21 protein-coding genes are annotated in these 26,635 nt (G+C 33.0%); 5 read left to right on the forward strand and 16 right to left on the reverse strand.

Annotated elements, in window-relative coordinates; genetic code table 11:
* Nucleotides 1-51 precede the first annotated feature (51 nt).
* The 3 genes from GSH73_RS12480 to GSH73_RS12490 all read right to left on the reverse strand — a co-directional run bounded on the left by GSH73_RS12480 (nt 52) and on the right by GSH73_RS12490 (nt 3,183).
* Nucleotides 52-306, reverse strand: coding sequence for a hypothetical protein (locus GSH73_RS12480; RefSeq protein WP_152528718.1), 255 nt, complete (start codon nt 304-306; stop codon nt 52-54).
* Between the two features lie 42 nt (nt 307-348).
* A complete protein-coding gene (locus tag GSH73_RS12485) occupies nt 349-987 on the reverse strand; it encodes a hypothetical protein (protein ID WP_014757646.1) in 639 nt (212 codons plus the stop codon).
* A gap of 1,500 nt (nt 988-2,487) precedes the next feature.
* Nucleotides 2,488-3,183: a hypothetical protein gene (locus tag GSH73_RS12490; RefSeq protein ID WP_014757643.1), complete on the reverse strand. Its 696-nt coding sequence runs from the start codon at nt 3,181-3,183 to the stop codon at nt 2,488-2,490.
* A gap of 105 nt (nt 3,184-3,288) precedes the next feature.
* On the opposite strand from GSH73_RS12490, the gene GSH73_RS12495 reads away from it, so the two are divergent.
* From GSH73_RS12495 to asrC, 4 genes are all read left to right on the forward strand, one after another.
* Nucleotides 3,289-3,588, forward strand: coding sequence for a YmaF family protein (locus tag GSH73_RS12495; RefSeq protein WP_014757642.1), 300 nt, complete (start codon nt 3,289-3,291; stop codon nt 3,586-3,588).
* A 134-nt stretch (nt 3,589-3,722) separates the two neighbouring features.
* Nucleotides 3,723-4,733: an anaerobic sulfite reductase subunit AsrA gene (gene asrA / locus GSH73_RS12500; RefSeq protein WP_014757641.1), complete on the forward strand. Its 1,011-nt coding sequence runs from the start codon at nt 3,723-3,725 to the stop codon at nt 4,731-4,733.
* A 6-nt stretch (nt 4,734-4,739) separates the two neighbouring features.
* Nucleotides 4,740-5,531: an anaerobic sulfite reductase subunit AsrB gene (asrB, locus tag GSH73_RS12505; protein WP_014757640.1), complete on the forward strand. Its 792-nt coding sequence runs from the start codon at nt 4,740-4,742 to the stop codon at nt 5,529-5,531.
* 12 nt (nt 5,532-5,543) lie between these two features.
* Nucleotides 5,544-6,533 (forward strand): sulfite reductase subunit C, encoded by a 990-nt coding sequence (gene asrC / locus GSH73_RS12510; protein WP_014757639.1) that lies wholly within the window; start codon nt 5,544-5,546, stop codon nt 6,531-6,533.
* 17 nt (nt 6,534-6,550) lie between these two features.
* On the opposite strand, the gene GSH73_RS12515 is transcribed toward asrC, so the two are convergent.
* From GSH73_RS12515 to GSH73_RS12570, 12 genes are all read right to left on the reverse strand, one after another.
* Nucleotides 6,551-7,897 carry a B12-binding domain-containing radical SAM protein gene (locus tag GSH73_RS12515; RefSeq protein WP_014757638.1) on the reverse strand — a complete coding sequence of 449 codons (1,347 nt, stop codon included), beginning with the start codon at nt 7,895-7,897 and terminating at the stop codon, nt 6,551-6,553.
* Nucleotides 7,898-7,986: 89 nt separating this feature from the next.
* On the reverse strand, nt 7,987-8,643 hold the full coding sequence (locus GSH73_RS12520) for an HAD family hydrolase (RefSeq protein WP_014757637.1): 657 nt from the start codon (nt 8,641-8,643) through the stop codon (nt 7,987-7,989).
* 263 nt (nt 8,644-8,906) lie between these two features.
* Nucleotides 8,907-9,560 (reverse strand): ABC-2 transporter permease, encoded by a 654-nt coding sequence (locus GSH73_RS12525; protein ID WP_014757636.1) that lies wholly within the window; start codon nt 9,558-9,560, stop codon nt 8,907-8,909.
* Complete coding sequence (gene pmtA, locus GSH73_RS12530) at nt 9,553-10,419, reverse strand: phenol-soluble modulin export ABC transporter ATP-binding protein PmtA (protein WP_014757635.1); 867 nt, start codon at nt 10,417-10,419, stop codon at nt 9,553-9,555. Before pmtA ends, GSH73_RS12525 begins: the two co-directional genes overlap by 8 nt.
* A gap of 51 nt (nt 10,420-10,470) precedes the next feature.
* Nucleotides 10,471-10,839, reverse strand: coding sequence for a GntR family transcriptional regulator (locus tag GSH73_RS12535; protein ID WP_014757634.1), 369 nt, complete (start codon nt 10,837-10,839; stop codon nt 10,471-10,473).
* Between the two features lie 192 nt (nt 10,840-11,031).
* Nucleotides 11,032-13,221, reverse strand: coding sequence for an alpha-galactosidase (locus tag GSH73_RS12540; protein WP_014757632.1), 2,190 nt, complete (start codon nt 13,219-13,221; stop codon nt 11,032-11,034).
* Between the two features lie 116 nt (nt 13,222-13,337).
* Nucleotides 13,338-14,312 carry an acetylxylan esterase gene (locus GSH73_RS12545; RefSeq protein WP_014757631.1) on the reverse strand — a complete coding sequence of 325 codons (975 nt, stop codon included), beginning with the start codon at nt 14,310-14,312 and terminating at the stop codon, nt 13,338-13,340.
* An 11-nt stretch (nt 14,313-14,323) separates the two neighbouring features.
* On the reverse strand, nt 14,324-15,340 hold the full coding sequence (locus GSH73_RS12550; RefSeq protein WP_014757630.1) for a glycoside hydrolase family 130 protein: 1,017 nt from the start codon (nt 15,338-15,340) through the stop codon (nt 14,324-14,326).
* Nucleotides 15,341-15,360: 20 nt separating this feature from the next.
* Entirely contained in the window at nt 15,361-16,209 is an 849-nt protein-coding gene (locus tag GSH73_RS12555) for a carbohydrate ABC transporter permease (protein WP_014757629.1), read from the reverse strand.
* Nucleotides 16,210-16,212: 3 nt separating this feature from the next.
* The gene (locus GSH73_RS12560) at nt 16,213-17,121 is read right to left on the reverse strand and encodes a carbohydrate ABC transporter permease (protein ID WP_014757628.1); all 909 of its coding nucleotides are present in this window, start codon (nt 17,119-17,121) and stop codon (nt 16,213-16,215) included.
* Nucleotides 17,122-17,244: 123 nt separating this feature from the next.
* Complete coding sequence (locus GSH73_RS12565; RefSeq protein ID WP_014757627.1) at nt 17,245-18,552, reverse strand: ABC transporter substrate-binding protein; 1,308 nt, start codon at nt 18,550-18,552, stop codon at nt 17,245-17,247.
* Between the two features lie 546 nt (nt 18,553-19,098).
* Entirely contained in the window at nt 19,099-23,364 is a 4,266-nt protein-coding gene (locus GSH73_RS12570) for a glycosyl hydrolase (protein WP_235062580.1), read from the reverse strand.
* 622 nt (nt 23,365-23,986) lie between these two features.
* On the opposite strand from GSH73_RS12570, the gene GSH73_RS12575 reads away from it, so the two are divergent.
* The gene (locus tag GSH73_RS12575) at nt 23,987-25,039 is read left to right on the forward strand and encodes an NAD(P)H-dependent flavin oxidoreductase (RefSeq protein WP_014757625.1); all 1,053 of its coding nucleotides are present in this window, start codon (nt 23,987-23,989) and stop codon (nt 25,037-25,039) included.
* Between the two features lie 36 nt (nt 25,040-25,075).
* Here GSH73_RS12575 and GSH73_RS12580 read toward each other — a convergent pair whose 3' ends face one another.
* Nucleotides 25,076-26,617: a DEAD/DEAH box helicase gene (locus GSH73_RS12580; protein ID WP_014757624.1), complete on the reverse strand. Its 1,542-nt coding sequence runs from the start codon at nt 26,615-26,617 to the stop codon at nt 25,076-25,078.
* Nucleotides 26,618-26,635: the final 18 nt, after the last annotated feature.

Raw genomic sequence — 26,635 nt, forward strand, 5'->3', positions numbered from 1 at the left:
TAATAAATAGAAATTTTATATTAAACTGGATATAACCAATTCTTTTTTGCTTTATCTTTTTGATAAACCTAAAAAACCTCTAAATTCGTTTTTTAAATCTTCTTCCTGCATTACTTTAAATTTTAAATTTTTTTCATCATATTCTAATACCATTACCTTGCCAAAAGAGCCTGAATTTATATCAGGATCTATTATCAATATGCGATTATTACCAATATTTACTATGGCTATATTGTGACTTGCATATCCATTATTGTTGGGGACATATTGTACGCTACTTGTTCGATTGCCCAAAACTAATATCAACAATAAAACAATTATTATTAACATAAAAGTATTAGTAATTTTTTACTTTCCATGGTATTTTAATACCTCCTCATTGTATTCTCTATTAATTTGATTTGTAATATCATTCAAGTTATTATCATATAATGTCCAATTCATAGATATCGAATTAGTATTCTCAATCATCTCGTTTAGCTTAAAATCTTTTAAATAAAATTTATCATCTCTATTGATATTGACCTCATAATTTCGATTATCATATTTGCCAACAATTTCGGCTATTTTCCCTTTATAATTTATACCATATAAAACCAAATAATTCTCTTTCCCAATTTTGATAATACAATCATTATTAAGATTTGTTCCATACCCAAATGATTCGATTTTATATTTGTTGTTTATTCCTTTTTTTAAAATAGCAGCTCCAACAAATTTAAAATTAACTTTTGGCGGGCTATAAGAGAAAAGTATGAATTTAACATTATCTATTGTTATAGTCTTTTCTATATTTATTGAATTTTTCAAAACTTCTTTTGAAGAATCTAAAATTGTAACCATTTTATTTTGTAATAAAGAGACTTTCTTAATTATAGCATTTCGCTCCGATTCTCTAGTATTGTCAATGTTATAAGTAATAAAAATAGAAAAATACAAACTTATTGCTGTAACAGCAAAAGCAATGCATATTATTATTTTTTTCATAAAATCCCTCCCCTCTATACATTATTGATGAATAAAAATACACACTTAATTAAATAACTTCACATTTTCAATTTCATCATACCATACTTTATACCCATCTTTACTACTGCCAGAAAACCAATAAATAGGTTTGCTATTCATATTTTTATCTTTATTTATTTTAATCACCTCTATATAACCTTAACCCCAACATTTGACCAGTTAGCTTTCCGCACCTCACTAATTTTTTCCCTTTCATAGATATAAAACAACTTACAATGGATTTCGTTACAGTTTTTTATAAAAATTTTTTATCAAAGTAAAAAATCATAAATTTAAAGGAAATTTTTATCAAATCTTGATTTTATAACTTCTAAAAAATGTATACATTTTTTTGAACTATATTGTATAATATATAAAAATACTTTTGAAGTGGGGGAAAATTATGTTCAATATTATGTATATTTTACAATTCATATATGTTTTACTTTTATTTGTCATAATTATTAAGGTTTTAATGAATGCAGCAAATTATATTGGTGAAAGGTTAAGATTTGGAGAGCTATTTATGCGCTTATTACAATTACGAAAAGAGAAAAAATAGTTTTCATAGAATTAATTGTTATACAGCAAATTATTTCAATATAAAAAGCACCATAAAAATTCTAACTTATTTTTTACTTTTTGTCTGTCTAGCTTTCTGGTATCATTATAATAAAAAAATTTGAAATTTTATTGCACCGATTCTCCTCTATCAATATATTTAAAAATATATAAAATTAATAGGACATGTAATATACCAATTAGATATATCACAAATATTCTATAAAATATGATATTATGATAATATTGTATTGTGATAGTATGATATATATTAAATTTTTTATATATTTCTCCAAAGGCATCAATAAAACTATTAACATATAAAAAGAAAAAAGACATGATTATAACATTACTGATAAAATATATACGCCCTTTTTTGTATATTTTATCAGCGAGATACTTTTTACCAAAAATTTTATCTAACGAATAAAATAGAATTATTACGTGAAATGCTCCAGCTAAATATATTATGAGAGATCTTGTGAATAAAACATCATGATATTGAGGCAACATAATAGTGTGGTATATAAATAATCTCATATATGCTTTCTCAAATGCGTTAATAAAATTGTTTATCAAAACTGTTGATGAGCATAATACTATAATGTTAAAAAACAATACATAAATGATAATTACATATCTCCTTTTCATGATATTTTCCACCCTTTAATAAAATCTTTTGATAAAATGAACGATAAAAATTTAAATATTTTCCCTTTCATAAATATAAAACAACTTACAATGGATTTCGTTACAGTTTTTTATAAAAAATTTTTATCAATTTCAGTATATATGATTTCATCTGAATATTGTTAATTCAGGAACAAAAAAGAATTTTTAGCTTTTAATTTTTCTTCAATTGCAAGATAAAAAATAAGGACAGAGCATTTTCTGTCCTTATTAAGGAAACTTTTACTTTTATGGTCCTTGTCCAGGTAGATAGTCACCTTTTCTGGAAGTTATTTTCCAAACTCCATCTTCTTTAGCTAAATTGTAGTAAAATCTCATCGTTCCTCCCGGTGTAAATGTAACTAATTTTTTTGGAGCATTCTTTATATCTTCTTGTAATTTTGCTTTCATTTCCGGCTTCATTTCTTCTTTTTTATCACTTGTTTTGTATTTGCTAATATCAATACCTTCCGGAACTAATCCTACAGCGGTTGAATGTCCAGTCACATCAGCTATTACAGTCGCTGTATCACCGCTTACATCAACACTGATAAAATTTATTTTTTCAACTATATTATTCTTGTCCCTATAATCTTTACTTTCTATTTCAGCTTTAACACCCATTTGTAAAATCTGAATTCTGTCAGCCAGAATTCCAGACTTTGCACTATAATATTTTTCTGCTTCTGAAACAACCCTTTGGTACATGGCATCTGCAACGTCATTTGGAACATCTATATCTGGTGAAGTTGTATACGCTTCTGGCAAAATACAAACTGAGGCTTCCATGTTTTCTGCATCACTAATTAATTGTTTTATTTTAATTATATCTTCATTTTTATTTTTATCCTGTAAGCCTGTCAATGACATGATTGCAATCACAGTAATCAATAATACTGCCAAGCTTATAAGAATGCTTTCTTTAGTTACTAATTTTTTATTCATCAATTTACACCTCTCTTAATTCGGTCTTATTACTTATATATTATCACTATATCACCATCAAACATATAATGTAAAATACAATAATATATTTTGGAGGTATATATTATGTCAGATGGAGATAAACACTACCATGATTATTTTGGTACAACCAGCACAGTGTTAGAGCACAACCACAATTACAAAGGATGTACCAGCTATGCTATACCATATGGCACAAGCCATATACACTATTACTCGGGCTATACGTCAGTAGACAAAGGTCACAAACATTATGTGAATGGATACACAGGACCTGCTATAAGGACTAAAGATGGTCATGTTCATAAGATGGATGGCAGAACATCTTATGATAAAGACCACTATCATAATTACAGCAATTGCACTTCAAAGCAGATATACAATTAATATGCTCCCTCTTTTGAGGGAGTTTTTATATTATTTGTGAGATATATCACATAAAAATTTGCGATTTTATGATAAAATTTTGTTAAATAAATAACCATCATCAGTGCATAAAAACAGCAATACGAGGTGATATAATGGGTATTGAATTAGATGTAAAAAGTTTTGATGATGCCCTGAAAATATTAAGCAAAGATTACAAAATATTTGCTCCTATAAGGTTAAAAGGAAAAGGAGCATTTTCTGATACTGATCTTGTGACATACGGAGAAATTTCCTCCTATCGAGATATGGAATTAAGCGAAAAATCAAGGTATTCCCCGAAAGAGGTAATTTACCCTATAACGCAGACCCTATTTTACTTTACAGAAGATGAATACAAAGAACCTGAAATTGACAATAAAGGAATCATCGTCTTTTTAAGACCTTGCGACGCTAATTCATATCTAAAATTAGACAATATTTTTCTAAAAAATGGTCCTTACGAAGATAACTACTACAAAAAACTGAGAGATAAAGTCAAATTTTTTGTTATAGAGTGCACAAAAGGCTTTTCTACTTGTTTCTGTGTGTCAACAGGTTCTAACAAGTTTTTAGATTATGATGTTTTTTTCCGGTTTGATAATGACAAAATAACATGCGATGTAAAAAACGACGAGTTTAGCTATGTTTTTTCAGGTAAAGAAGTGGAGTTCACTCCAGAATTTATAGAAAAAAATGAAATCGAAGTTAAATTGCCTGATGTAGACAAAATATCTCGAAATATAGAGTATGTATTTAATCATGAATTGTGGGACGAATACACGAAAAGATGCATAGCTTGCGGAAGATGTACTGTATCATGTCCTACATGCAGTTGCTTTTCAATGCAAGATATATTTTACAAAGATAACCCTAAATGCGGAGAGAGAAGGCGAGTATGGGCAAGTTGCATGGTAGATGGATTTACTGATGTGGCAGGAGGTCACAGCTACAGGCAAAAATACGGTGAGAGAATGAGATTTAAGGTGATGCACAAGATATACAACTACAAAAAACGTTTTGGCACAACAATGTGCGTTGGATGCGGAAGGTGTGACGATGTATGTCCAGAGTACATTTCATTTATAAAGATCGTATCAAAGGTCACTGATGCAGTAGAGAGGTGAATCAAAATGATAAATGTGTACATGCCAAAAAAAGTAGAAATATTGTCTATAATTCCTCAAACAGATATCGATTATACTTTTAGGCTAAAATCCGATATTCTGCCAAGACATGGACAATTTTTACAAGTATCTATACCTAAAATCGGTGAAGCCCCAATATCGATAAGCGATTACACTGATGAATACATCGAACTTACCATAAGAAAAGTAGGCACTGTAACAGATGCTATACATGAATTAAAACCAGGCGATTTCTTGTTTATAAGAGGCCCATATGGCCACGGATTTCCTGTAGAAGATTTTAAAGATAAAAATGTAGTGATCGCCGCTGGCGGTACAGGTCTAGCACCAGTCAAAAGCATAATAAACAGGTATTACAGAAATCCTAAAGAGATAAAAAACCTCAATATTTTGATGGGTTTTAAATCTCCGAAAGACATACTTTTTGAAGATGAAATAAAAAAATGGAAAGAAAAATTTGATGTTTTATTGACTGTTGACAATGGAGATGAAACGTGGACAGGAAATACAGGTTTAATCACAAAATTTATACCAGAATTAAAAATCGAAAACCCTAATGATACGATCGTAATTGTCGTAGGTCCACCTATGATGATGAAATTTACATGCCTTGAATTTTTAAAGCGAAATATACCGGATGAAAATATATGGGTATCTTTCGAAAGAAAGATGTCATGCGGCATAGGAAAATGTGGCCATTGTAAGATAAATGAAACCTACGTTTGCTTAGAAGGTCCTGTATTCAATTACACAAAATCAAAGCAACTTCTCGATTAAAGGAGTGAAATTATGATTCTCGATATCGACACAAAGCTCTTAAAGAAAAATGCTTACAGAGTGACAAAGCAAAGAGGCATAACAGCTCTTAGAATAAGGGTTCCCGGCGGAGATCTAAATATAAAGTATCTGGACATAATAAAAGAAGTAGCTGAAAAGTACGGCAATGGGACTGTTCACATTACTACACGTCAAGGCTTTGAAATACCAGGAATACCAATGGAGAAAATTGACAAGATAAATGAGCTTATATCTCCTATTATAAAAGGGCTTAAAGATGAAGGCGTCCAAATAGAAGATGAAGAAGAAGGATACCCTGCCGCAGGTACAAGAAACGTATCAGCTTGCATTGGCAATCGGGTATGCCCATTTGCCAACTATGATACAACAGCACTTGCATTAAAGATAGAAAAGTTAATATATCCTAATGACTATCATGTAAAAATTGCAGTCACTGGTTGCCCAAATGACTGCATAAAAGCACACATGCAGGACATAGGCATCATAGGTCAAGTTGAGCCAATTTACGATCCATCAAGATGTATCGGCTGCCAAGCATGTGTGAAAAATTGTAAAAGAAGAGTTACTGGCGCCCTTACTTTTGAAAACTTCAAAGTTGTAAGAGATCCCAATAGATGCATTGGTTGTGGCGAATGCATATTGAAATGCCCAACTTCTGCATGGACAAGAGGCGAGAAATACTATAGAATCGTCATAATGGGCAGAACAGGCAAGAAAAACCCGAGACTGGCACAGACATTTATAGAGTGGGCAGACGAAGAATCTGTGCTAAAAATAATAAAAAACATGTACGACTTTATCGATAAATACATCGACAGAACCTTAGATAAAGAGCATGTTGGATATATCGTCGATAGGGAAGGATTTAAAAAGTTCAAAGAAGAAGCATTAAAAGACGTCAAACTGCCTAAAAAAGCTAAAGTAGCAAATCATATAGATTATATAGGTTATAGATATGAAAGAAATACAATATATGATTAAGATAAGCCATTTTCGGCTTATCTTTTTATCCATTTAGTATTACTTTCGCTACTTCCTTTAAACCTTGATTTTAAATTCCCGACTAAATTGAACACACCATGTGATAACTTGTAAATAAATCCAATAGCTTTGTCATCGAATTCATAATTGTAGTTTAAAGAATTCCCTTTATACAAACCTTTTTCTTTCATTTCTCTTTCAACTTCTGCACCTGCTAAAGGCAAAAGTCTGCTTACAGGATAATAGTCAAGCCTTTCCTTGCCTATCAATTTTACTGCATTATTTATAAAAGAAATGTTTTCGCTAAGCTCTTTAAAATTTATATGAGGATCGAACATGATAAATCCCATAGATATATAAAGATCTAAATCATTTAAAATCTTTAAAGCATTTGCATTATCCTCAACCTTTACATCTTTTTTAAAACGGTCAAGAACTGTTTGCGACCCTGATTCGACGCCCAAAAATACTCTTCTTAGTCCAGCCTTTTTTAGAATAGAAAAAAGCTCCTGGTCTACATCGTTTACTCTGCATTGTATGCTAAAATTGATATTCATGCCGCTTCTTATGATTTCCTCGGCTAATCTATATGCCCTTTCATAACTTTTACCTTTACCGCCTACAAATTCTGCATCGTTGAAAAATAAATTTCTTACATTGTATCTTTCATATAGTATTTTTATCTCATCAATGACATTTTCTACGCTTCTTTGTCTGTACTTTTGTCCAAACTGAGAAAAAAATGGCCCAACACTGCAAAAGCTGCATCTTCCATAGCATCCTCTTGATGTAAGTATAGAGGCAAAACCTGACTTCAAGATTACTATCGGAAGCGTATCTCTTTCAGGATATGGCATACTATCAAGGTCATCTATGAGAGGTCTTTTGTCATTTACATTTAATGTATCGCCGTCTTTATAGACTATGCCTTCTATATTCTTCCATTCTTCATCATTCAGTATCTTTTTTGCAAGCTCTGTAAAAGTAAGCTCCCCTTCACCTAAAATAACTGTGTCAATCTGAGGACACTCCATCATTATCTCATCGTATGAAAAAGTAGGGTATATGCCACCTACAGACAAATGCCCTTTATAACCTGTCTCTTTTATTCTTTTTATGAACCTTAAAGCTTCAATCGCACTATCTTGAAATGGTATGCTTACACCTATTAATTTTGGTTTGTTTTGCTTTATATCGTAGATTACATCATCTGGAAATAAATCGTAAAGTGGCATGTCTAATATCTTTACACTGATGTTCTCTTTCCTGAGAAAAGCTGCTATATATGCAAGTCCTAAATGTTCGTATTTATCTTTCATACTTGATGATGGAGGATTTATAAGAAAAACATCGTACTGCTCCATTATATCAATTCCTTTCAAAGTTCCAACAATACACAACAATATATATTTCTACACAAATCTTAAAAATCCTCCAAGTACATGCAATAACTTTATATATTTTGCAATTTTTCGTAGTTTAATTCAGAAAATGAACGTATAACCATATCCGCCATACTTATGTCTTGATCTCCTGAATTAGGATTTATAAAGCCTATTACTTTCATTCCAGCGCTTTTTGCTGCTAAAACGCCTTTATTTGAATCCTCAACGACAAGGCATCTTTCAGGCGAAACACCAAGTTTTTCAGCAGCATAAAGAAAAATATCCGGATATGGCTTACTTCTCTTGACAAAATCACCTGATACAAGCTCACAGAAATAATCATTGAGATGAAGCTTTTTTACAACAAGTTCAATTACATCAATAGGTGATGATGAAGCAACTGCAAGTCTCACTTCTCTTGAATACAGTTCCTTTACAAGTTCGTCTACGCCTTCTATAGGTTTTACTGCACCATCGTGTTTTGATATATAGTCAAAATACCTTTTTCTGTCCATCTCAACAAGTTCTTCAACCGTAAACGATACATTGCACTTATTTTTTACGTATTCCCACATGTAGTGAGAAGTCGTCCCAACAAATGAAATATGCTCCTCTAAAGATATATCGGCTCCAATTTCCTTGAAAATTTCTTCTTCCAATTGTATGTGCAGCGGTTCACTGTCGATTAATACACCATCCATGTCTAAAATAACTGCTTCAAACACTTTAAGCACTCCTTCTCCCTTTATTCGCTACACATATAGTATATAAATTATTTAATCTCTTGTGAAGTCCTAATATAATTACTGTGGTTTTCCTAATTATAGCAATCCTCGATTTTAAGAGGAAGAAATAACCGCCCTGCTGAACCCAGAGCGGTTAAAATTTAAACCGTCTTTTGGGGCAACCGCATTTTGCGGACGGCTGCCTCTTTATTTTTATTATAGCATAATTTTCAAAAAAATAAACTAAAATTTTAAATTAAACCTTAAAATTCGCGTGAATTGTATATTTTTACTGAAACCATATATGAAAGAGCATAAATGAGAAGTGCCATTATAATCAGTTCATTTGCCACAAATGTATTTGATTGATTCTTAAAAAGCGTGATTAAAGAATTTAATACTTGAGAATTCGTTCCATACTTGTTTATTACACTTATTAATCCCGTAACACCAAAAAACAACCCAAAAAACATGACAAAGTTTATCCATCTCGTCTTGATGTATCCGAATTTAAAATAAAAAGGCAGGTATATACCATAATAAACAGCTAATCCAAAAATCAAAACTGGTTCAATCGTCAATGTAGAAAACCTTATAGGTAACTGAAGCAAATTTCCGATACCCACTACTATTATATATTCTATTGCACCTAATACAGCAAACAGAAAAACAGATACGTATTTTTCCATTACTAAAACAGAACGCTTGATTGGGAGGCTGGCTAAAACAATTTCGGATCTGTTTTTCTCTTCATATGAAGCGGCAGTAAGCACGAAAATGTATGGAAATACAAAAACAGTCAATACGCCGCCTAAATTATTGCTGCTGAAGGCAAATGAATAAATCGCTGCCAACAATATGCCGTATAAAAATTGCTTTTTCTGCACTAATATATCTTTCAACAATAGACTATACATTAAAATCCCTCCTGGTATAATAGAGCATTACATCTTCCAACGTCGGCTTTTCAATTAACACCTTATCGCCTAAAATTCTTTTCATTTGCTTTTTGTCGTCTACAAGACCTTCGAAGCCAAAATTATTTATCTTGACTCCAACAAATCTCTTTTTTATCTCATCATTTAACAATTCTTTGTTGCCTTTTATCAAGCCGTAATTTTCTAAAATCTCATCTTTTGAAGATGATAGTATTATCTCACCATTGTCAATCAAAACTATATAATCAGCTATCTTATCTAAATCTGATGTTATATGTGTAGAAAAAAACACGCTTTTGTTTTCATCCTGAATAATATTCGAAAGAATATCTAAAATTTCACTGCGAACAACAGGATCAAGCCCTGACGTAGGCTCATCCATTATCAATAAATCGGCATTATGAGAAAGAGCAATCGCCAGTGAAAACTTCATCTTCATTCCTTTCGAGAGATCTTTTATTTTCTTTTTTTGCGGTATATCAAATTTTTTAATATACTTACTGAACAAATCATCATCCCATTCTTTATAAAACGATGCAATTATTTCCTTCATTTCTAAAACAGTCAATTCTTCATAAAAATAACACTCGTCGTACACAAAACCTATCTTATTTTTCACTTCCATCTCATGTTTTATATTATCCTTTCCAAAGACCTTTATTTCACCGCCATCTCTTTTTAATAAGTTCATTATAAGCTTTATAGTAGTGCTTTTCCCGGCGCCATTTTGTCCTATAAATCCCATTATATATCCTCTATCGAGTCTAAAACTTATATCTTTCAAGCTAAAATCTCTATAATTTTTCCTCAGATTTTTAACCTCCAATATCGGTTCCATCGTACAACCTCCTAAAACTTATTGATAGATACTTAATCTGTAAGATAAATTTCATTCATATAAAAGTCTCAGCATCTCTTCCATTTCTTCTAACTTTAAATCAATAGCTTTTCCCGCCTCAACAGCCTCAGAAAGTTTCTCCTCTACAATTTTTAATCTCATCTCTCTCATAAATTCTTTATTTTGAGCGGCTACATATGATCCTTTGCCAGGTTTTGTAACAATGTAACCTTCCTTCTCAAGGTCTTCATAAGCTCTTTTTGTCGTAATAACACTTATCATAAGTTCTTTTGCAAGATTTCTAATAGATGGCATCAATTCTCCTTCTTTAAGTTCACCGTTTAAGATTGAATTTTTAATCTGTCTTTTTATCTGTTCATATATTGGCTCATCAGATGAATTCGAAATTATGATGTTCATTTACATGCATATCTCCTTCTTTTAACTATATATAGTTAATACTGTATATATATATTATATACAGTATTAACATCAATGTCAATCCCACCTAATGTATTTTTTATAAAGTTAAACATCATATAAAAAAAGGAATGCATATAAAACATTCCTTTAAGGTGATAAAATTTATTTAATATTACAAAATCACATTATTTACACCCGTACAAAGTGAAACAATTTTCCTCTAAAGTCTCCTTTCAATTCTTTTATGAGGATTCCACCGTTCATAAGAGCGCTTCCTGAAAAAACTTCATCTGTCTCCTCGTTGCGATAAAAAGCATCTTTCTCAAGGCCCTTCAATCGGATTCTTCTGCTGTGGTAATTGGGCCTATTCAAGATTTGAACGTATATAACAAGCACCTCATTCTTGTCCTTTGAAACATACTCTACGCATTCAAACTCTATATTTTCAAATGGATTTCCTATACGGTATAAATCCCCATTGTATATCAAATTATTGTACTTTTTGTACATCTCTATTTGCTTAGGTATCATGTCCTTGTCTTCCTGAGATATCTTTGTAACATCCAATTCATATCCAAAAGTCCCGGACAATGCTACAAGTCCTCTCGTCTCAAAAGGAGTGTTTCTTCCAACAATGTGGTTTGGACAATCGCTTATGTGGGCACCCATTGTTGATACAGGATATACGTATGAAGCCCCATGCTGGATTTTAAGCCTCTCAATCGCATCTGTATCATCTGAAAGCCATATCTGAGGGCTGAAATACAGCATTCCAGGGTCAAAGCGCCCTCCTCCTCCAGAGCAATTTTCCAAAATGATATGCGGAAATTCTGTCGTAAGCCTGTCCATAATTTCATATACGCCTAAAACATATCTGTGCCATATTTCTCTCTGACGATCGGGTGGCAATACACAATTTCCGACATCGCTAAGCTGCCTATTCATATCCCACTTTACATATTCTATGTTTGCACTGCGTAAAATATTGCTTACGCTTCCATAAACGTAATCTCTGACTTCCTTTCTGGACAAATCCAATACATATTGATTGCGGCACAATGTACCTTCTCTTCCATCTATGTGTATGCACCAATCCGGATGTGCCCTATAAAGATCGGAATCCGGCGAAACCATCTCAGGCTCAAACCATATCCCAAACTTCATGCCAAGTTTATTTACTTCATCTACTAAATATTTAAGCCCTCCTTTTAACTTTTCTTCATTGACGACCCAATCACCTAAAGAACAATTATCACTGTTCCGCTTTCCAAACCAACCATCGTCCATCACAAGCATCTCAATTCCCAGCTTTGATGCTTCTCTTGCCAATCTCAAAAGCTTATCAGTATCAAAGTCAAAATATGCAGCTTCCCAGCTATTTATAAGGACAGGTCTTCTTTTATTTTTATATTCACCTCGTATAAGATGATTGCGGTATAGATCGTGAAAAGTTCGTGACATTTTCCCAATACCTTCGTTTGAATAGACCATCACTACTTCTGGTGCCACAAATTCCTCCTGAGGTTCAAGTTTCCATCCAAAATCAAATGGATTTATACCCATAACAACGCGAGTTGTATCAAACTGACATCCTTCTACTTGTGCTAAGAAATTACCAGAATATATAAGGTTAAACCCATAAACTTCACCAAAATCTTCAGTGGCATTCCTATCCATTAAAGCTAAAAACGGATTTGCCTGATGACTTGTCTCACCTCTATATGATGAAACAGCTTGTTTCCCAAGCTCAACTTTCCTTCTCTTTACATGAAATTCTCTGGCCCATGAGCCATGTAAAGTTACCATATCCATGTCAATTCGGTCAAAATCAACACATACGGACAACACTCTCGTCAATATGATATCTTCATCAGAGCAATTTTTTACTTTTACACTTCTCGTTATTGCATCTAAATCTTCAAAAACCGTATAAATCAAAACAACTTCTAAATTTAAATGATTATCAACACACTTTATTTCAAGCGTAGTACAGTCATCTTCATTGCCAAACGTTGATGGCAAGCCATTTAATTTTGGCTTGCCTTTATATATTTTATGAGACTTGTAAAAAATCCCGCACGCAGTAATTCCTGACTTTGTCATAACCTTTAAACATGGCTCTCTAAAATCCCCCAAACCACTTGTAGGGTATTCTGTAGGGAAGCTGTCTAAAAACGACATCCTGTCTCTTCCATTCTTTGAAGGAACATAAGGAGGTTCATCTAATCTTAAAAGGTAATTCACATCTTCATCAGGAATCATCTCTCCAAAGTAGACATGTCCTAAAAACTTTTCTTCATCAACGATAGCCATTATATAACTGGTATCTTTAGCATCAAGTTTAAATGATTTCGACTTCTCATAATAACGTATCGGCATAATAAAAATCCTCCACTTATTTGAAAAATTTATCAACGCTTATTTACTTGAATATTTAATATTTATTTGCTTTTGATAAATTTTCCCACAACTTTTGCTTTGAATGTAGACTTTCACTATGATTCTAATAATTCTAAGAAGAACTTAAGAATTATATCGCCCGAATACAGAAGGTATTCATGCTGGTACTCCGGAAAAAATACAATTCTTTTATTTGATGTAATATTGTTGTATGCCGCCATCTGTGAAAATGGAGGACACACGTTATCCATTAAAGCTGTCATCCAAAGTATATCACACTTAACATCTTTTGCCCGATTCTTTATATCGATGTATGCAAGCCGCTCAAAGAAGAAATCCTCCTTTAGATGATTTGGGTCCCTCTGCCTAAAATACCACGTAATTTCTTCATAAGTAGGATTTTTAAAATTGTTCTGATATATACCTCTAAAATCACATAAAAATGGATAAATAGCAGCAGCCCCTTTCAAATCATCTACTAAGGATGCACATGCGATGGTAAGTGCACCACCCTGCGATGCTCCTGTAGCGAAAATATTTTTTTCATCCACAAAATCCATCGTCTTTAAGATTTTCACACACTGTGCAGTATCTAAATAAACATTTCTATAAAAAAGATCATCAGGATTGTCGCACTCCAAGCCCCTTATAATATGACCACTCTGTGTATTTCCCTTGTATACGCCATTGTCAACACTTAACCCTCCTTGGCCTCTAACGTCCATCGCCAGCACGCAAAAGCCTTCTGCGATATATGGAAGTTTTCCGCTCCATTCGCCGCTGTTACTCCAATATCCATGAAACATGACAACAGCAGGTATCTTCCCCTCTATCCTCTTAGGCTTTAAAAACTGACAGTGTATTCTTCCTCCACCAACACCGGTAAAGTATAAATCGTATGCATCGCAACTTCTTGAAACAAAGTCACTTCTTTTAAGCTCATATTCTAAAGACGCATTCTCAAGATCTTTTCTTGCTCTCATCCAATATTCATCATAATCTTTTGGCGGATCTCCTATTCCTTTGTAGTCTTTTAAATGCTCTATTTGACACTTGTAAAGTTTATCCATCGGCTACACCTCTATATTTTTCCATCTGTTGCATCAAGAGGCAAAACTTCATTGTGCTCTTTTATAAAGTTTAAAGTTTCATCTAATGTCGTATAAGCAACTGCCACATAGGAATCAGCAGCACCGTAGTATATGGCTATTCTACCTGTATCAGCATCACATAAAGCAGCACATGGAAATACTACATTTGGTACAAATCCTCTTTCCTCATACCATTCTTCAGGTGTCAGCATAAAACTTCCTGCTCTGTACAACACTTTTGCAGGATTATCTTTATCTAATATGGCTGCACTCATAGAGTAAACCAAGCCATTGCATGTGCCTGTAACACCATGATAGAAGATAAGCCATCCATCATCTAATTCAATAGGTGCAGGACCGCATCCAATTTTAACAGATTGCCACCATCCATTGCCGCCCTTCTGCATGACAAGCCTGTGTTCTCCCCAATATTTTAAATCAGGGCTTTGGCTTAACATAATATCTCCAAATTGAGTATGTCCATTGTCACTGGGTCGTGACAGCATTACGTATTTACCATTTATTCTCCGTGGAAACAAAACCGCATTTCTATTAAATGGCAAAAACGGATTCTCAAGTCTTGTAAATGTCTTAAAATCCGTCGTCCTGGCAAGTCCTATTGATGCTCCATCGAAGTCACCGCACCATATAATGTAATAGGCATCCTCTACTTTTACAAGTCTTGGATCGTATGCATATAACGGTTGATACGGTTTTCCATCTTCATCAAAGAATTTAATTTTTTCTTCATCAAACTCCCAGTGAAGCCCATCATCACTTCTTCCCAAATATATATGTGGTCTTCCATTTATAGTTTCACCACGAAATACTCCAATAAAAGCACCTTCATAAGGAACAACTGCACTGTTAAAGATTCTTCCCACTCCATTCACTGGGTTGCGATTTATTATTGGATTTTCACTGTGACGCCATATTGGCCCGTTAAATCCTTTCGGCTTATCCTGCCATGGAATGTTCGTCAAACTACTTCCTATTATTTTACTCATAAACTATCTCTCCTTTAAAATTATTCTTTAACAGATCCAACAACCAATCCATTGTAGATCTGTTTTTGCAACGCCAGAAAAATAATAAGTGTAGGTATCATTATAAGAATTACACCTGCAGAAATTATTTCCCAATGAGCACCATAAGGTCCTTTAAAAGCAAATAGTGCGGTTGATACTGTAAGTAAACTTTGATCCGGTGTGTAGAGGAAAGGAATGTAGAAGTCGTTGTATATAGCTACGCCTTTTGTAATTAACACAGTCGCAACCGCTGGTCTTATTAATGGAAAAATAATTTTAAAAAATACTTGAAAATAATTTGCACCATCTATTATTGCAGATTCGTCCAATGATACAGATATGTTTTCCATAAATTGCAGAAAAATATATATAGATACAATATCTGTACCACAATATAAAATTATAGGAGCAAGTCTTGTATTAAACAATCCTAAAGCGTTTATAATCTGAAACGTCGCAACTTGGGTAGAAATCATGGGAATCATTGTAGCAACCAAAAATAAAGCATTTGCAGCCTTACTGATTTTAGATTTAAAGCGACTAAACACAAATGCAGACATTGAACCAGTAAGGACAGAACCTGCCAATGAAAAAATTAATATTATTATAGTATTTTCAAACCCTGTCAGCATATGTCCTTCAGTAAATGCAATGATAAAATTCTTGATATTTAAAAAACTTGATGGTAATGTCAATACGCCTGTAGAAGCATATTCAGCACTAGTTTTAAATGCCGCAAAAAAAACTACTAACACAGGCACTATGAACACGAAAAGTAACAATATTAGTATAGCATATTTTAATGTAATTAAAATAATATCTTTTATATTCGTTTTTCTCATAATCATGTTTTACGCACCCCTCGATTGTAATGCAAATCTTTGAATTGCAAATATCAAAATGCTTATTATAAGCAAGATAACAGCTAAAGCGGAAGCTAATCCAACTCTGTAGTTTTGGAATGCAAAATTTACTGTTTGAATGACAAATGTCATGCTGCCATTTCCACCGCCTGTCATAATATATGGTATTTCAAATGCAGCTAATGAACCAGTTACCGAAAGAAATACCAATAACTTTAATATTGTCGATATCCCCGGTATTATAATATGAATAAATTGTTGAAATCTATTGGCACCGTCAACCTCTGCGGCTTCAATTATGTCTGTAGGAATCGACTGCATAGCTGCCGAAAACATTACAATATCATATCCTATATATCGCCACACTGAAACGAATGCCAGCGATACATTTATGAGATGTGGATCCTGAAGCCAAAAGTGTATATATCGCCCTAATCCTAACAATTTTAAAATCGTATCAAGTGTAGAACCTGGCTGAAAGAAAAATATAAATATAAAACTTATTGCGACACTATTGATTAAAGAAGGAAAAAAATAAACTCCTTTAAATAAATTTGCAAATCTGCATCTAAAGCTAATTAAGTATGAAATACATACTGCTAAAGCAATCTGTATAAAAGCAGCTACAATATAATACAAGCTGACAATAAATGGCCTGAAATAATCTGCACTGCTAAATATTAATTTATAATTATCTAAACCAATAAAATTTTTCGTAGGGCTTATTCCATCCCAATCAGTAAAGCTGTAACCAAACATAAATATTGATGGAACATAAGTAAATAATATAAGCAACAATACAGGTACAAATAAAAATGTAATTGAAATAAGGATTTTCTGTTGTTTGTATGTGAGTGATGATATGCTAAATCTCTTTCTCTTTACATCAACTTCCATAATTTCACCCTCTCAGTTTTAATGCACAATTGTTATTTATCGCTTAATAAATAAATGGTTTAGATTATGCTTTATGCAAATGAACAAAAAGGCATAAAGCATAATTTCTAAACCATATTTCATTTACTTTTTGACAGCATTAACTCCTTGTGCCCATTTTGAATTTAATTCGGACATATATTGATCAAATGTCTCATTACTTACTCCTAACCCAATTTCTATAATTTTCTTTACCCATTTACCGTCATTTAAATTTATCAGTGAAACTTTCTGAACTGTATCTAAATCCTGTGCTTGTTGTGTTGTACCAGGTTTTGCTTCTACCAATTCGACATCTGTGGCACCACTCAAATAATCAGGTAATTTTGCACCGACAATAGGTGAAAACATATTAGAGTCTTGTGGGTACTTTGTTATAAAGAATTTCAAAAATTCTTTTGCTAATGGTATGTTCTTGCTATGAATATTTACACCCATACCATAATCAGGTCCAACTTGAACTATCGCTTTGCCATCGTGTCGAACCGGAACGGGCATGTACTTTATATCTTCAGGTGTCTTTGATTTCGCTTGAATTTGCCCAATTGCCCACGTACCTAAACACATAACCGCAATTTTCCCATCTGCCATAGCTTGTTTAGACCATTCCCAATCTGACGTCATAGGATCCTTTTCAACTAATTTATTTTTTACAGCTTCATAAAGAAGGTCTAACGAAGTATACGTTGCAGTACCTTTTGTAAATTCATTTGGATTATAGATCATCTTATTCATGTAATCTGGATCACCAGATATGCCGATTTGTAACGCATTCGAGAAATTTGTCAAGGCCCATTCTGATGTATAATTTGTATAATATGGTATAGCATTTGTCTTTTCCTTTATTGCCTTTAGCATATTGATGTATTCATCAGGTGTCGTTGGAAGACTTGTTACACCGGCATCCTTTAAAACCTTTGCATTGTATACAAAACCTGTTGCATTAGCTCCTGTAGGAATACCATAGATCGTACCATCTACGTCAAAATTATCAAGGTAATTATAAGTTTTTGATAGCTCATCTTTAGTTCCAAGAGGAGCAAAGAAATCTTTATACTTGTCCTTTGTTATATTGGCAGGAATCATTAAAACATCGCCATAGTTGCCAGTAGACATTCTTGTAGAAATTGCATTTTGATAATCATTTAGGTTTTCAAACTTTATTGTAGTCCCAGGATGCAATTTTTCAAACTCATCAGCATATTTATTAAATGTATCTGTCATATCAGTCCTGTGCGTCAATACAGTGATAGTCCCTTTTAGCTCATTGCTGGAGCTGCTCGTTTTATTGCTGCTGGCATTGTTATTATTGTTTGAATTACCACACCCGGCAAGTGAAGTAGATATTACTGCAGTAGCCAGTAACAATGACAACATTTTTTTTGCTTTCATTACCGTTCCTCCTTAAAAACTTTTTAGTATAACTTTTTCAAATGCTTCAAATGTTTACAATACATTTATCAACCTCCTCTCATTGTTAAATTTTATTAAAAGGTTAATGTCACCTTTTGCACGATTATCAAAAATATAAAGAACAACACAATTGAAATAATAATTTCAACATACATTATCCACATTATCAACTTCAAATAACTATTTATTTTTTGAATATTTTAAAGTTATTTTATGCTAATTTGTCACAATTATAAAGTATATTGTGTTTAACTTTTTAACTTTAATTTAAGTATAAAATAACTATCACAAAATGTCAATACAAAATTGTTATTTTCATTTATTTACATATATTTATTGTATTTAACGTATACAACACGTATCTAATGGTTATTTAACCTTTATTTTAGTTTACTTTATGGTTATATATTTACTTATATAATCTAACTTCACGCTTATTATACTTTGATTCTTGTGTAAGCAATATTTATATAATTAAATAATTTTGCAAAAAATGATGGGATTGCTCCCATCATTCTTAAGCCCTTAATCTGACAACACAACGTTGTCTAAATAAACATTGCTGTTTCCAGTTTGTCCACTATCAGGTATAATCTTTACACCAATTGACTGCACATTGTCAAGGTTACTTATCTTTGATGAATCCAAATCAATTGATAGAATCGTAAATCCACTACTGCTAATTGGTTGCCAACCACTATCATACCAGGTCCAGCTGGACCCTGTTTTTATATAAAGCGCCGCGGTTGCAGTACCATTTGATAATTTAATATCGATACTTATTTTTTTAACTGCCGACAAATCAATTGCCTGTACCTTATCAATTTCAAAACCATCCGTCTTGCTTAAATCAAAATTAGATGTAAGTGAATGTGTGCCACTGCTTGCAGCATCAGTTGTTATACTTGTTGCTATCGCATTTGCATTATTTTGATCAACAGTCCAACCATCTGTTCCATTCTCAAAATCATACAACACACCAGGCTGAGCAGGAGTGCTGTTAGATCCAGAACTACCATTGGGTATTCCGCCGGTACCATCATTTATAGCTCGTATGCCATCAAAGTAAAGCGTTCCACTTTTTGATCCTCCAGCATCATTAACATATATAGAAAACTCTTGAACATTTTTAAGATCTTCTTTTGTTATGACTTTACCTTGATCCTTTGTATCCCACGGCGCAACCGTAAAACTGTTAAACCCAATTTCCTCCCAATGCGGTATACTATTTGAAAGAGACGGATATGCTTCGTAATAAATTCCATTTATTTTCATTTGAATTACTAATTTCTGATTGCTTCCATCTGGCACTAAATAAAACTTCAATTTATTATATCCCGACCAATCAACACCACCTAAAGTCTTTGTAACTCCCGTATATCCAGAGCTACCCAACCTATAATCGACTTTCATAGCATACTTACCATCTGCTGCATTATTGTTAGTAAGCGAAACTGAAATATCATCTCCTGATGCTTTAATCCATTTTGACTGCAATGCAGCATCATTTCCCTGATATGATTCAAAATCATCAACTAAAGATGGATCAGTAGGCGCTTCTACAAATGCATTTATCAGTTGAATATTGTCAACATATATTTCTCCTGTACCATCAAAATTCAAGCCATTTCCTACTACTGATATAGCAAGTCCTTTAGCCGATGCTACCTTTGAACTGTCTAAATCAATTGTAACTGGGAAATAAGCATATTGTATGCCATCAATACTTTCTGTACTCAAATCTGTAATTTTCTTCTCCGTAGTAGTCATACCATATTTCGTATCCCAATCGTCTGGCAACATTGCAATCCCACGCACAGTTGCATCAGGATTAACATTTGCTGCTGCTACCGGAATCAAGACATCAAATTTAATACGATTCACATATGGCAATACATCATTTATATTAGTCAATTGCAATTTCAATTCTTGCCATGAATCTGCATAAGTCATCCCACTGACAGTCATTTCGAGTTTTCCATCACCATCTAATACTGCATGCCCTATATTCAAACTCATAGATTCAGGGTAAGTACCATTATTTTGAATGCCTTCTATATTTGTATCAAAAGTATAATCTTTAATCAATATCTCAGGAATTTTTACAAAAACGTTGACAGACTGTTCAAATTCGATGCTCCCACCATTATATGCAATGACTGTAATCTTCGTTGTTTTACCATTGTATTGATAAGAAGGAGACCAATCCTGAGAATAATATCCATCCTGATCTAATGTCATTGGTACTTCAACATTAGAATCATTAACTTTATACACAACTTTTGTTGGTGTGTCATTCAATATTCGCACTCTAATCTTTGTTGTGTTAGTTGTTATTTCTGAATTATCAGTTGGCGTAACAATATGCATAAATGGCTTACCTGGATTGACAATGACATCTTCAGTTAAATTTGTCCCTTTTATATCATTAAGAAATGCCGTATAAGGATCTTGATAAAATTTTATAAAATCGGGCAACAATTCATGATCTCCTAAATTTGGTGCGTTCTTATATGGAACAAATAAATTACCATTCAATCCAAAATTAGCCCATGTCAGCATATACGCAATACGCCTTGCATTGCTATCAGATTTAATAGCATTTAATACGTCAGTAAACCAGCTAAGATCACCATTTCCTGTCACTTTCATTCCTTGAGGACTATAGCCAAATTCAGATAAAACAGCTATCTTCCCTTTGCTATCAGCCAATTTTGAAATCATAGATAAGTCGTTAACTAGACCGCTTAAAAATTGTGCTGTTCCTGGGTTGTCAATGTTGTCATACTGGTCCATACCAAGAACATCTACGTAATTATCACCAGGATAAGTTGCTAAATAATTATCTTCACTGCCATTAAAAGGGCCATTAGGTGAATATACATACAATATATTGTGAACTCCTTTTTTGTCTCGCAAATATTCTACCGTATATCTGTATAGTTCAATATATTGGCTTGGCGTCGTCGTCTTTGCTCCCCACCAGAACCAACCACCATTTTGCTCATGGAATGGTCTAAACAAAATTGGTATCAAGTTCCCATCATCATCTTTGAGGTTATTTGCAAATAGGGCTATATTATCTAAAAATTCATTAAATTGGCTGTTGTATTCGCCACCAGGAAGTATCTTTTCTACAACATCACCAGAAACATCATTAAAACTGCCACCTGTAACAAAATTAGGCATATGAGCACTTAAAGTGAAAATTCCACCCATCTCATGGATTTTCTTAACAGCTGCTATTAAATTTTCACGATTTTTTTCCAGATCATTCGGAACACCTGGTTTCTCTTTCCCTTCTAAGCTTAAGGTATCCCATCCAAAAACAGCTGGAAAATCTCCAACATCGTTCTTTACATCTGACTGTAATTCATTTGAACCAGAAGTTATTGTAATTCCTTCGTCAGTATCATGTTGATGGCCAAACAATACCTCTTTTCCACGTATATCATTTAAATAAACAAAAAGTTCTTTTGTCGCTGCAGTTGCATCAGGATCTACCAAGTTAATACTTCTTGTTGTAGATTCATTGCTACTACTATTTGAGTTATTATTTGTATTTATATTAGTATTAGTGCTATTGTTGTTATCATTTTTAGAACTGAGATTCAACAATCCCTTCTCCAGAATTCTTCCATTCAAAGAGACATTTTCCGCTTCAATATTTGCTTTTTTTATTGTGCCATAGCCATTTATAATAGTTCCATTTGCTCCACTATTAACATTTATTTCAGAAACACTTGCTTCTCTGCCAATATTAAGTGCAACATAGGTGTTTACTTCAATAGTACCAATATCAGATTTGTCATTTAAATCAATTAATGATTCACTATTAACCGCAATATTTCCAACCTCGTTATTCCCACTGAAAGCCACATGAACTTTCCCATCTAAACGATTTACGACAATTTTATTAATGTTGGAATTATTAATATAGATTGAATTCTCCCCACCACCAGATATATAAACTGTTCCATCAACAGTTACATTATCAATAGCTGCTTCTCCATTTCCTATGCCTGATGCAAAAAACAAATTCCCTTTAATTACTGTATTTTTTAGCGTTACACCATCATGATTGATTATAACATTCCCATTAAAAGATTTACCTTCATAATTGCCACCTATATTAAAATAACCTGCTATTAACCTGTCAAGCAGCGCGCAAAACTCTGCACGTGTGATAGTCTTCTCAGGTTTGAATGTACCATCATCATATCCGGATATTATTTCCCCAAGAGAATCTACGGCACCTTTTGCATAGTCGCTGATTTGTGAAGCATCTTTAAATTTATTAATATTAGAAGAATCACCTTGTCCATTCATATTAAAAACATCTGCCAATAGCGTAATTGCATCTTCACGTGTTATATTTGCATCAGCTTTTGATATGTTATTAGGAAATCCAGAGTAGTATCCAGCATATCTTGCTATAAGCAATTGATCTAAATACCATGCACCTGATTTAACATCAGAAAATTGATGCTCGGATTTAGCAGAAAAACCGAAAATCCGATTTAAAATTGATACGACTTCTGCACGAGTAATTTCTTTTTGAGGCTTAAATGTTCCATCAGGATATCCATTTATTATTCCATAGTTCTTTAAATTTTCTATACTATTCTTTGCCCAATTATCTCTTATGTCACTGAATGCAAAGCTATTTAAATTTGATACTACAGCCTCCGAAGTAGCAGCATATGAAGTCGAAAAGAAATTATATGGGGTAGCAGAAACTATTAACAAAACAGATAAAATTCCAGCGATAAATTCACGAAAAAGACTCATCATAAATCCCTCCAAACAACAAATAGTTTTTTATTGCAAAAATAAATAATAAAAGCTTTTCTCACCTTCTTCCCAAGCTTATTCAAATCATAAAAACTTAAAATTATCTTTATTTATCAGCTCCTTTCTATGCTAATATTTATGTATTATTAATAAGTGAAATAATTTAAGCGAATTTCAAAATTTTAAATCTTAGAAATACACGATGATATATTGATAGCCCCTATTTATATTGTATTTATGTTCATAACGTTATATTTGATTATTTATAATTACTTTTTAACTAAATAATTTGTATTGAATTCATTTATTAACTTATAGTTTAGTATAGAATATTTATGTACTGTTGTCAATAATATTATCTCATTTTCACTTATTTACATCAATTTGGCATATTATTATGCAAAAATTATCTTAATCACTGTTATTTATAGATTAAATATAGGTTATTTTTATTGAAAAATATTATAAAAATAAATATAATTATAATTTGCATATATTTTGTGTAGAAAATTTTCTTCTTGACTCCCAATCGAAATAATGTTAGAGTAACTTTATAAAATCATATGAGGAGGAATTTGCAATAGATATCAATATTAAAAGTTTAAAAATAAGCGATTTAGTGGCAAAACTGCCAATAATCCAAGGTGGCATGGGTGTAGGAATATCACTAAGCAATCTCGCTTCTGCCGTCGCTAATGAAGGTGGCATTGGTGTAATATCTGCAGCAGGTATTGGCATGATAGAAAAAGATTTTGCTACAAATTACATTGAGGCAAATATAAGGGCACTTAGAAAGGAAATTAAGAAAGCCAGAGAAAAAACTAAAGGTATAATTGGCGTTAATATAATGGTAGCGCTATCAAATTTTGCTGACATGGTTAAAACATCAATAGATGAAGGTATCGATATAATCTTTTCCGGTGCAGGGCTTCCGCTAAATCTTCCTAACTTTTTAAATAAAACATCTAAGACTAAGTTAGTACCTATTGTTTCATCTGGAAAGGCATTCAACCTTATAGCGAAAAGATGGCTACAAAAATACGATTATTTGCCAGATGCTGTTGTCGTTGAAGGTCCAATGGCTGGTGGTCATTTAGGCTATTCAAATGAGCAGATATCAAACCCTGACTATTCTCTTGATAAAATAGTTAAAGACGTATTGGGAGAAGCAAGACAATACGAGGAGATCTCAGGAAAGCAAATACCTGTTATTGCCGCTGGCGGAATATATACAGGTGAAGACATATACAAATATCTAAAAATGGGTGCCGCTGGTGTACAAATGGCCACACGTTTTGTCACAACCGATGAATGCGATGCATCAGATGAGTTTAAAAAGTCATATCTAAACTGCAAGAAAGAGGATATAGCTATAATAGAGAGCCCTGTCGGTATGCCAGGTAGGGCAATCATCAATAAGTTCCTTAATGATGTAAAATCAGGTGAAAGAAAACCATATAAGTGTTTGTATCACTGCATTAAGACGTGTGACTATAAAAAAAGCCCTTACTGTATATCGCAAGCACTCATAAACGCTCAAAAGGGACTTATGGCAAATGGATTTGCATTTGCTGGAGCTAATGCTTATAGAGCAGATAAAATAATACCTGTTAAAGATTTAATTAATACTCTCTTGGATGAGTATAATAAGGCGCTTTATTTAAGCATATAACTATTTAAAAGACTGCCAAAACGGCAGTCTTTTAAATTATTTTCTGGGCTTTGAAATTTCTACGCTTATTCTTTTACCATCAATTATTTTACCAGACAATTGGTCAATTATATTTTTTGCAGCACTTCTGGCCACATTTACAAATGAAAATTTTTCAAATATGTCTATATCCTGTATATCATTTTTTGGAATGCGGCAATCTGCAAGAAGCTTAATTGCCGTCCTCTTATTGAATTTGTCTTTTCTTCCTAAATTGATAAACAGCCTTAAATAATCCCGTTCAATGTCATTTCTATATACATCTTCTCCGTAATACATATCCATCAAAGCTGCCGCAACATCTACAAGGTTGTATTCTTCGTCAAGCTCCATTGCCAATGGCACAAACCTTTTATAATCATTTTTCTCCAATGTCTTTTTGATTTCAGCTATCATTTTATTGTACTTGACTTCCAATATGTCATCTACAGTTGGCAGTTCTTTTCGCTTTATCTTGCACCTGGTAGCTTTTTCTATCCTCTTTAACGCTGGATACTCCCTTGATGTCACTAAAGTATAAGCGACGCCGCTTCTATTTGCCCTTCCCGTCCTGCCAATTCTGTGGACGTATGATTCTACATCTTGTGGCAAATTGTAATTTATGACGTGTGTCACATTTTCAATGTCTATACCTCTTGCTGCTACATCAGTCGCTACTAAGAAATCCAAAATACCTTCTTTGAATTTCCTGAGCGTATTTATCCTTTGATTTTGGCTCATATCACCATGCATACCTTCAACATTGTATCCTCTCGACTGCATATTTTCTGTAAGCTCATCAACTTCCTTTTTTGTCTTGCAGAAAATTATCGTGCTTGACGGCTCATCAACATCTAATATTCTGCAAAGAGATTCAAACCTTTCTTGGTTCTTTACCTCGTAATAAAAATGCTGGACTGTTGAAACAGTCATAGTCTTTTTTACGATAGAAATAAATTTCGCATTGCTTTTCATGTATTTTTTTGCAAGATTCTTTATTTCATCCGGCATCGTAGCAGAAAACATCATGGTCTGTCTTTCTCTATTTGTATGGTTTATGATTTCTTTGATATCATCTATAAACCCCATATCCAGCATTTCATCTGCTTCATCTATGACAAGATACCTTACACTCTTTAAGTCAAGCACATTCCTCTTTATAAGGTCCAAAACTCTCCCTGGCGTGCCTACAACGATGTCTACGCCTCTTTTTATTGCTTTAATCTGCCTATCTATTTGCACACCTCCATAGACAGGAAGCAATCTTACTTTAGAATACTTTCCTATGCGGGCCAATTCATCATTTACTTGTATTGCCAGCTCTCTTGTGGGAGTCAAAATAAGGCAAAACACTTTCCCATCATTTGAACTAAAATTGTTTATGATAGGTGCACCGTACGCCAACGTCTTGCCAGTCCCTGTCTCTGCCTGTCCTATTACATCTAACCCTTCTAACAAAACAGGTATTACTTCCGACTGTATTTTAGATGGCTCCTCAAAGCCCATATCGTCGATAGCTTTTAAAATTTTTTCATTTAAATTTAGTTCCTTAAAATCCATTAATCTTTTGTCTCCTTA

The organism is Thermoanaerobacterium aotearoense (assembly GCF_009905255.1).
GTDB classification, from domain to species: domain Bacteria; phylum Bacillota; class Thermoanaerobacteria; order Thermoanaerobacterales; family Thermoanaerobacteraceae; genus Thermoanaerobacterium; species Thermoanaerobacterium aotearoense.

What these genes read in the sequence shown, in the direction of transcription:
- GSH73_RS12545 (WP_014757631.1), bottom strand. Translation starts at nt 14,312, where the DNA reads ATGGATAAACTTTACAAGTGTCAAATAGAGCATTTAAAAGACTACAAA.
- GSH73_RS12495 (WP_014757642.1), top strand. Translation starts at nt 3,289, where the DNA reads ATGTCAGATGGAGATAAACACTACCATGATTATTTTGGTACAACCAGC.
- GSH73_RS12525 (WP_014757636.1), bottom strand. Translation starts at nt 9,560, where the DNA reads ATGTATAGTCTATTGTTGAAAGATATATTAGTGCAGAAAAAGCAATTT.
- GSH73_RS12540 (WP_014757632.1), bottom strand. Translation starts at nt 13,221, where the DNA reads ATGCCGATACGTTATTATGAGAAGTCGAAATCATTTAAACTTGATGCT.
- GSH73_RS12560 (WP_014757628.1), bottom strand. Translation starts at nt 17,121, where the DNA reads ATGGAAGTTGATGTAAAGAGAAAGAGATTTAGCATATCATCACTCACA.
- asrC (WP_014757639.1), top strand. Translation starts at nt 5,544, where the DNA reads ATGATTCTCGATATCGACACAAAGCTCTTAAAGAAAAATGCTTACAGA.
- GSH73_RS12485 (WP_014757646.1), bottom strand. Translation starts at nt 987, where the DNA reads ATGAAAAAAATAATAATATGCATTGCTTTTGCTGTTACAGCAATAAGT.
- GSH73_RS12580 (WP_014757624.1), bottom strand. Translation starts at nt 26,617, where the DNA reads ATGGATTTTAAGGAACTAAATTTAAATGAAAAAATTTTAAAAGCTATC.
- pmtA (WP_014757635.1), bottom strand. Translation starts at nt 10,419, where the DNA reads ATGGAACCGATATTGGAGGTTAAAAATCTGAGGAAAAATTATAGAGAT.
- asrA (WP_014757641.1), top strand. Translation starts at nt 3,723, where the DNA reads ATGGGTATTGAATTAGATGTAAAAAGTTTTGATGATGCCCTGAAAATA.
- GSH73_RS12555 (WP_014757629.1), bottom strand. Translation starts at nt 16,209, where the DNA reads ATGATTATGAGAAAAACGAATATAAAAGATATTATTTTAATTACATTA.
- GSH73_RS12515 (WP_014757638.1), bottom strand. Translation starts at nt 7,897, where the DNA reads ATGGAGCAGTACGATGTTTTTCTTATAAATCCTCCATCATCAAGTATG.
- GSH73_RS12565 (WP_014757627.1), bottom strand. Translation starts at nt 18,552, where the DNA reads ATGAAAGCAAAAAAAATGTTGTCATTGTTACTGGCTACTGCAGTAATA.
- GSH73_RS12550 (WP_014757630.1), bottom strand. Translation starts at nt 15,340, where the DNA reads ATGAGTAAAATAATAGGAAGTAGTTTGACGAACATTCCATGGCAGGAT.
- GSH73_RS12570 (WP_235062580.1), bottom strand. Translation starts at nt 23,364, where the DNA reads ATGAGTCTTTTTCGTGAATTTATCGCTGGAATTTTATCTGTTTTGTTA.
- asrB (WP_014757640.1), top strand. Translation starts at nt 4,740, where the DNA reads ATGATAAATGTGTACATGCCAAAAAAAGTAGAAATATTGTCTATAATT.
- GSH73_RS12490 (WP_014757643.1), bottom strand. Translation starts at nt 3,183, where the DNA reads ATGAATAAAAAATTAGTAACTAAAGAAAGCATTCTTATAAGCTTGGCA.
- GSH73_RS12535 (WP_014757634.1), bottom strand. Translation starts at nt 10,839, where the DNA reads ATGAACATCATAATTTCGAATTCATCTGATGAGCCAATATATGAACAG.